The sequence below is a fragment of the Chitinivibrionales bacterium genome (assembly GCA_014728215.1).
Classification (GTDB): domain Bacteria; phylum Fibrobacterota; class Chitinivibrionia; order Chitinivibrionales; family WJKA01; genus WJKA01.
The window spans coordinates 81,755-88,632 of sequence record WJLZ01000080.1 but is presented as its reverse complement, the minus strand read 5'-3'; the positions used below and the strand labels follow the sequence as shown (position 1 = coordinate 88,632).

The following is a 6,878-nucleotide window of genomic DNA, read 5'->3' as shown; positions in this document are numbered from 1 at the left end:
GGATTGAGGCTGCGGAGTCTCCGTAACCATAATTTCTTCCGGGCCTCCTGATTAATTATTTCTAAATGAAGGGTGTAAGGACTGATATTGGAGACGAAGTAATCGGCTTCAATTTCCTCACCCGATTCCAGGACTGCATGATGGACCCGGTTGTTTTCCACATAGAGTGAGGTCACCCGGCTTTTTGTCCGCACCTCCCCACCCCGCATGGTTATTGCCGACGCCAGCGCCTCTGCAAGCGACGACACACCACCTTTGATATAATGAGATCCTTCCATATAATGGACGGCAAACATCATGACATAAAAGAGTACAGGAGCATAATCCGGTGAAGAGCCGCAATAGGGCCACATGGTATACAGAACCTGTTTCAGGTTATCGTTGGTAATAAATGACGACACATAATCGGCAAAAGAACGGTTATGATAGCGCGTCACAAAACCGATATCCTCTTCCGTAAACTTTTCTTCAAACTCCCATATTCTTCGTGCTATTACAGCGTAAAATTTTTCGAAATCGCCGAGAATATTTTTAACACCCGCGTTATCGTTGGGAAAATCGCGCAGCAGCGATTGCATTATCCTGTCTTTTTCCATCGGTACCGACCAGGAAAAACCGGGTACCGAAAAATCATACATCGAAGACAATGGAATCGGTTCGATTTTGTCGCCTACCCCGAGGAGGTTCAAAAGATGCATGATCATACCGTTATCGCTCAGGGGGATTGAATGAATACCGGATTCGAAACGGAATTTCTTTCGTTTGAAGTTATGGGCATAGCCTCCGATTTTTGAATGCTTTTCGAGTACGAGCACTTTCATTCCGGCCCGTGCCAGAAATGCAGCACAAGTCAAGCCTCCTATTCCCGAACCGACAATAACAGCATCATATTTCACGCGGTCATCCTCCACTTACTGCGCAACAAATTTTTTATGATCTTCTCTGCAAATCCGCTGGGCTGCCTGACGGCCTAAAACAATCACTCGCGGAAGCCCGCCGGCCGGTGAAAGCCATTGGCCGGAACAATAGAAATTTTTCAACCCCCGAATGGTTCTTTTAAGCGAACGACCGATCACCAAGGGAGTCGGCGCCCATCCCTGATAACTCCCGCGCCAGACATTGGTATACCGGATATAGGTTGCGGGGGTGGCGATATCGGAAACCTCAATCCGGGAACGAACATCCCCGAACCGCTTATCCAATGTATCGATAACGGCATTTGCCACTCGCTCCTTTTCCTGTTTATAGCGGGCGGAGTCATTATTTCGTAATTCGACCCAGTATTTCCAGTCGTGTGTTCTCAGATGAACAATCAAAGATGTTGTGCCCGGTGGTGAAAAACAGTCATCAAAATTACATATACGAACCAGGAGCGCTTTTTCCCGGTCGTTCCCCAGAGGAAGAGGATTCTCAAAGGGCACTACCATTTTGTGCGGTTCACCGTCAAAAGTCCGCGCTACACCCAGGGACACCTGGAGCATGGAGGGAAAAACCGTATATGTCTCGAACTGCTTCCGAAGTGCCGGGGTGATGTAACGGCCCTTCAGAAGTCGATTCACCGTTTCATACCGGTCTGCCGTAGAGATCACGATATCCGCATCATAGCGCGAACCGTCGGCGCAGACAACACCGCAGGCACGGTCATTTTCAACAATAACTTCCGTTACTTTTTTATGGAAAAGAATTTCTCCGCCGCCCTTTTTGTATTTGTCAACAATTGTATCGATAAAAAACCGTGAACCGCCCCGGGGATACCCCGCCGATTTGACATGAAGCCAGCTCAGGGGCGTCATCAGTGCAAGAAGCGAAAAGAATTGATGGTGCGGCAATATCTGTTGTATCATTGCGCGAAGATGTTTGTTTGTAAACTTGTCCGAGAATTCCCTGATTGTCATCTTTTTCCATTTGAGAAAAAATAAAATCATTTTCCAGTTTTTCAGCGGGAAAAGCGCAAGCTCCGGAAAAGACATCAGATCGGGCGCCTGATCAAAGGGGATTTTCAATCGACTCAACGTTAAAACCGCATCGATGAACTGAGTAATGACCTTCCTGTCTTCGGGAGCGATCCGCAGCATCTCATCTTTAAGCCTGAACAGATCGGTATAGACATGAAATGTCTCGACACCGTCTTCGATCTGCATAAACTCATCAAATTCATCGACGTGGGTTTTTGAAAAGTCGATTACCTCGGTGATGATATCATGAATGTTTATTCCCGGTGAAGAGCCGGGCACCCAGTTTGTGGCGCCGTCAAAACGATACTCGCCCCGTTTCCAGGGAACCGAAACACCGCCGCACTCATGCCCCATCTCCAGGATACGGGTGCGGTAGCCGTTACGCTGAAGGTAAATTCCCGCGGCACAGCCGCCGATTCCACCGCCGATGATAACGATGTTTTTTCTCATTGTAAATCAACTATCCATAAAGGGGATTTTTTCATGAAGAAAATACCATTGTTCAGGCTGTTTCCGCACAACCTCTTCCAGCCGATAAAAAAGCTCCTGGACAGGATTTTCAGAATCGGCTGCCACCGGATATAACCGAAACCGATATGTTTCATCGCTCTGTCGAATCATAAATGCCTTGAATACCGACACCGGTGCCCGGACAAATTTCAGAAGCCGGTCCAACCCGGCGCCGCCGGCAATCTTTCTTTTCAGTAATGTCACCGGAATGCTGTATTCGGTTTTTTCATCAACCATACTCAACAGGACATCCTTCCGGCGCAAAGCCGCCGCCATATCCAGTGCGGCAACGGTGTGTGGTTTACCGATTTCAATAAACCGGACCGGACCGAATTTTCCGGTTGCTTCCATTTCTTTTGCCCGCCGGGCAGCCATATCGGAAAGCTGCCGGGTTCTGAATCTGAGTACGGGCGCAACCGGGAGCATGGCCATGGCCAGAACAGGTGCGATCATCTCTATTGCACCAAAATGGCTGGTAGCAAGCAACGCTGCCTTTCCCTGCTCATGAACCCTCTTGATACACTCAATAGCCTCACGGGAATCAACATGATTCTGTAAATAGGTATAATATGATTCGGGATCGCCACAGAAAGGTATAAGCTTTTCGTAATAGTGGAGCAGTACCTGATCGACTACTTTTTGAACAGACGTCTTATCGTCGGGAAGATTGAATGCGGCCAGATTTCTGCGAATCCGATCGCGTTCTTCCGGGTGCTGCGCAAACCACTCATGCCCACGGCTCAACGTCGTCTGCTTTAAATCGTAAAGGGTTAAATCGCCGGTGTTTTTTAGTATTTCGGCACTTTGAATATATTCACTTAATCCCATGAAGCCAGACTCACATGGCGTTGTCTGCCGCAGAGAATGGCAGAAACTATTCTGAATTGGTCGGAATTGTCAAAAAATAAGCTTCCGCCAACCGACTTGAAAAGAAAGGAGTGGGAGAGAAGGGATGAACAGGCGCAATGAATCGTGTCAGGATTGCTTCTCTGATAAATATTTCTGGACAGTAGTAGCACATTTGTCGATTGAAGTAATATTCGGAAACTCGGATTCTGGAATAGAAACACCGAATTTTTTCTCCATGGTTGCAAGGACCTCAAGAAGTGCCATGGAATCAAGGCCCATATCTTCGATAAAATGAGCATTATCGGAAACTTTATCCTCTTCAACATCCATGTCTTCAGCAATTTCTATTATAAGATCGCGTAACTCTTTTTTAATTTCGGAAATGTCCATCCTGCATCTCTCCTCGCCTGCTTAGGATACTGATAAATTATTAACTATAATTTTTTAAAATAATTGAACTGCAATTGCCTTCGCACGAAAAAGCATTAATTAATAAAAATTCGGTATCGGTATCTTGTATATCCTCTTTTACAACATTAATGTCATTTCTGACCGGATATTCATCCCCGATACCTGAAATCTTCTTTGCTTGCATATCAATCAATCCGCATGCAGCGTTAAGGGCCGATGACGCACCATAGCATTCTCCTGTTTTCCTTTTATAGGCGGTCACAGGAACCTGAGGGCACAATTCTGCAATAGCCGAAGCTTCAACAGCATCGCCCCGGGGATCGGCATTGGCATTTGCGGCAATACAATCGATATCGGTTGGTGCAATACCTGCTTTTTCACATGCCCGCTTGATAACATATACGGCGCCACTGTTGCCTGAATTTTTTCGAACTTTTGTCTGTCTGGGATCGAAGGCTGACGCAGTGCCGACTATTTCGGCAAAAATAGTAGCTCCCCGTGCTTTAGCGCGACTCTCGGTTTCGATACAAAACAGTGCAGCACCTTCACCCATGATATAACCGTCGGCATCGGGAGAAAGGGGGCGCATTGTTCCACTCTTTGACAGAACACCGCTCCTGAGAAGCCCGAGAAGCTGATAATAGCTGAGTTCCTCAAAACCACCGGCGAGGATTGAATCGTGATAGCCCTGTTTTATATAATTAGAGGCATAGATAAGTGAATCGAGCGATGCGTTAAATCCGGTTGAAATTGTCGTACTCATGGTTTTAACTGCATACCGGATATTTGCATTGCTGGTTGGCGAATTGATGACAGTATTTGCAAATGCCTGGGGATTAACATTGTTTACCCCGTTCACAATCGAATCGCTGAGAAAGTCGCCGATACTTTGCACCGAGCCGAAACCCGTTCCGATACACAGGCCGGTACGCTCATCTTCAGAGGCGTTTTCAAATACATCTCTAAACGGGCCCTCAGCCGTGCTCAGGAAAAGTTTGGTGGCAAAATCTTTTGTTCGCATTCCCTTTTTCCCGAGAATCTCAACGGGATCAAGACCCGCAATTCTGTAACAGGGAATCCCGGTATCGAATTCGTGGAATTCAAATGATTTTAAACTTCCCACAGCAGGCACTGTATGAAGATTACCTTTAATCTCCTCTACCCCTATGCCCAGGGAGCATAGTGCATTCATTCCTGAGATTACAATTTTCTCAGTAGCCATATTCCAACCGGCTATCCTTTGAATTTTCTGAAGATAATTGATGATGTATTTCCGCCAAAGGCATAGGCATTCGATACCACCGTATCGACCTCTTTTTCTCTGGCTTCGTTCGGCACATAATCGAGATCACAATCCGGATCGGGCTCCGAATAATTTATTGTAGGTAATATAACGTTATGCTTGAGAGTCATAATACAAGCCGCGGCTTCGATCGCCGATGCTGCTCCCATGGTATGACCGCACATAGATTTCAACGAACTGATTGGTACATCGTAGGCCCTTTTACCCAATGTTTCTTTGATGATCAGCGTTTCGCTTTTATCGTTTTCACCGGTGCCGGTCCCATGGGCACAGATATAATCGATCTCATCGGAAGAAATTCCGGCATTTCTCAGAGCTTTATTCAGAGCCCTGATTCCACCGCTTCCTGTGGGATCGGGGATTGTCATTTTAAAAGCATCACACCCAAGCCCATACCCGAGAATTTCCGCATAGATTTCGGCGCCACGCTTGAGCGCATGCTCAAGTTCTTCAACAATGAGTATACCCGCACCTTCACCCACAGCCATACCGTCCCGATTTTTATCAAAGGGGCGACACACCTCTTTTGCGGTTGCAAGAAGACGATTAAAACCGGTAAAGGCTATTTTTGAAATAGGATCGCTCCCTCCGGCAATAACCACATCGGCCTCATCCAGACAAATAAGGTCGTATGCATAGCCGAGAGCATAATTTCCGGCCGCACAGGCAGTGGGAATCATAATAACCGGACCGGCGGTATTGAAATGTGCCGCAATATTTGAAGGAATTACTCCACAGGGATACTGGCGGGGAAGTCCTGAGGGGATTTGATTGGGATCACCGGTGTCGTATTTTGTCTGAATTCCCTTCTCGAGAACCTGTGGTTCACCCATTGTGGTGCCCATGGCAACGCCGATACGGTAGGGATTCTCCCGGTCGACAGCAAGCCCTGATTCGGCAAGGGCCATCTGTGATGCTGCGACGGCAAACTGACTCGACCGGCCCATAAACTTCAGCTGATCGGCGCCAATGTATTGCGCCGGATCAAAGTCGAGTACTTCACCGCCAACCTTAGTCCTGAAATCCGAAATATCAAAGGACTGAATAGGACGGATACCATTGGTACCCTTCACAGCCGCATTCCAAAACGAATTTGTATCGCTGCCAATAGGGGCAATAATGCCCAGGCCTGTAATAACAACTCTCTTTTTACTCATCAAGGGGAGCTAATAAGCAATTTATTTGAATGTTTTTGGATATGTAAAGTATTCTTCAGCAAATAGTTTCCTAAAATAGTAAATAGGATTGGCAAATTCAATATAAGAGCCAGCTTGTCGGCAATTTGGGCTTAACCATCGGTATTATTATTGTTTCGTGCAGCAAACATAAGTTCGCCTTTTGCCACCATTTTGTCTTCTACATGGGCCCTGGCTTTTACTATTGCATTAGCGCCAAGCTTCTTTTCTATCTCTACCGTTGTTTTAAGCTGATCTCCAGGCACAACCAGATCGAAAAACGACATTTTTGCGACTTTACCTAATACATATACCGTATCGCTTTTGAGTCCACCAGCTGATTTGGCGAGCAAAAAACAGGCAGCCTGGGCCATGTTTTCTATTATATAAACTCCCGGAAAGACCGGCTTTTCCGGAAAATGTCCCTGAAACTGAGCTTCATTAATCGAAACATTCTTCAGCACAGTCACCGACTGATCGGCTTTATAATCCAATATCCTGTCGATTAAGAGAAAAGGATACCGGTGCGGGACATATTTGACAATATCTTCGATTGAAAACATACACTATTTTCTTTGTCGGCAATTTTGGCTATATTCTAAAAATATACAAAGATTACCGTAATCTTCAATAATTGAATGGAATACCGGCTCTTGAATATCTGCCGGGGCACAA

At 46.2% G+C, this 6,878-nt stretch carries 7 protein-coding genes; all 7 read right to left on the bottom strand.

The genetic code is table 11. From position 1 onward, the window contains the following. The coding region (locus tag GF401_05915) for an FAD-dependent oxidoreductase (protein ID MBD3344579.1) at positions 1-911 on the bottom strand (911 nt) is incomplete at its 3' end. Then, positions 912-2,405 (bottom strand): NAD(P)-binding protein, encoded by a 1,494-nt coding sequence (locus tag GF401_05910; GenBank protein ID MBD3344578.1) that lies wholly within the window; start codon positions 2,403-2,405, stop codon positions 912-914. It lies immediately after the preceding gene. A gap of 6 nt (positions 2,406-2,411) precedes the next feature. After that, positions 2,412-3,293 (bottom strand): hypothetical protein, encoded by an 882-nt coding sequence (locus GF401_05905; protein MBD3344577.1) that lies wholly within the window; start codon positions 3,291-3,293, stop codon positions 2,412-2,414. A gap of 147 nt (positions 3,294-3,440) precedes the next feature. After that, on the bottom strand, positions 3,441-3,704 hold the full coding sequence (locus GF401_05900; protein MBD3344576.1) for an acyl carrier protein: 264 nt from the start codon (positions 3,702-3,704) through the stop codon (positions 3,441-3,443). A gap of 40 nt (positions 3,705-3,744) precedes the next feature. Continuing rightward, positions 3,745-4,947: a hypothetical protein gene (locus GF401_05895; GenBank protein MBD3344575.1), complete on the bottom strand. Its 1,203-nt coding sequence runs from the start codon at positions 4,945-4,947 to the stop codon at positions 3,745-3,747. A gap of 11 nt (positions 4,948-4,958) precedes the next feature. Next, positions 4,959-6,185, bottom strand: a complete 1,227-nt coding sequence (locus GF401_05890) for a beta-ketoacyl-ACP synthase II (GenBank protein ID MBD3344574.1) — start codon at positions 6,183-6,185, stop codon at positions 4,959-4,961. Positions 6,186-6,316: 131 nt separating this feature from the next. After that, entirely contained in the window at positions 6,317-6,766 is a 450-nt protein-coding gene (gene fabZ, locus GF401_05885) for a 3-hydroxyacyl-ACP dehydratase FabZ (protein MBD3344573.1), read from the bottom strand. Positions 6,767-6,878 lie beyond the last annotated feature (112 nt).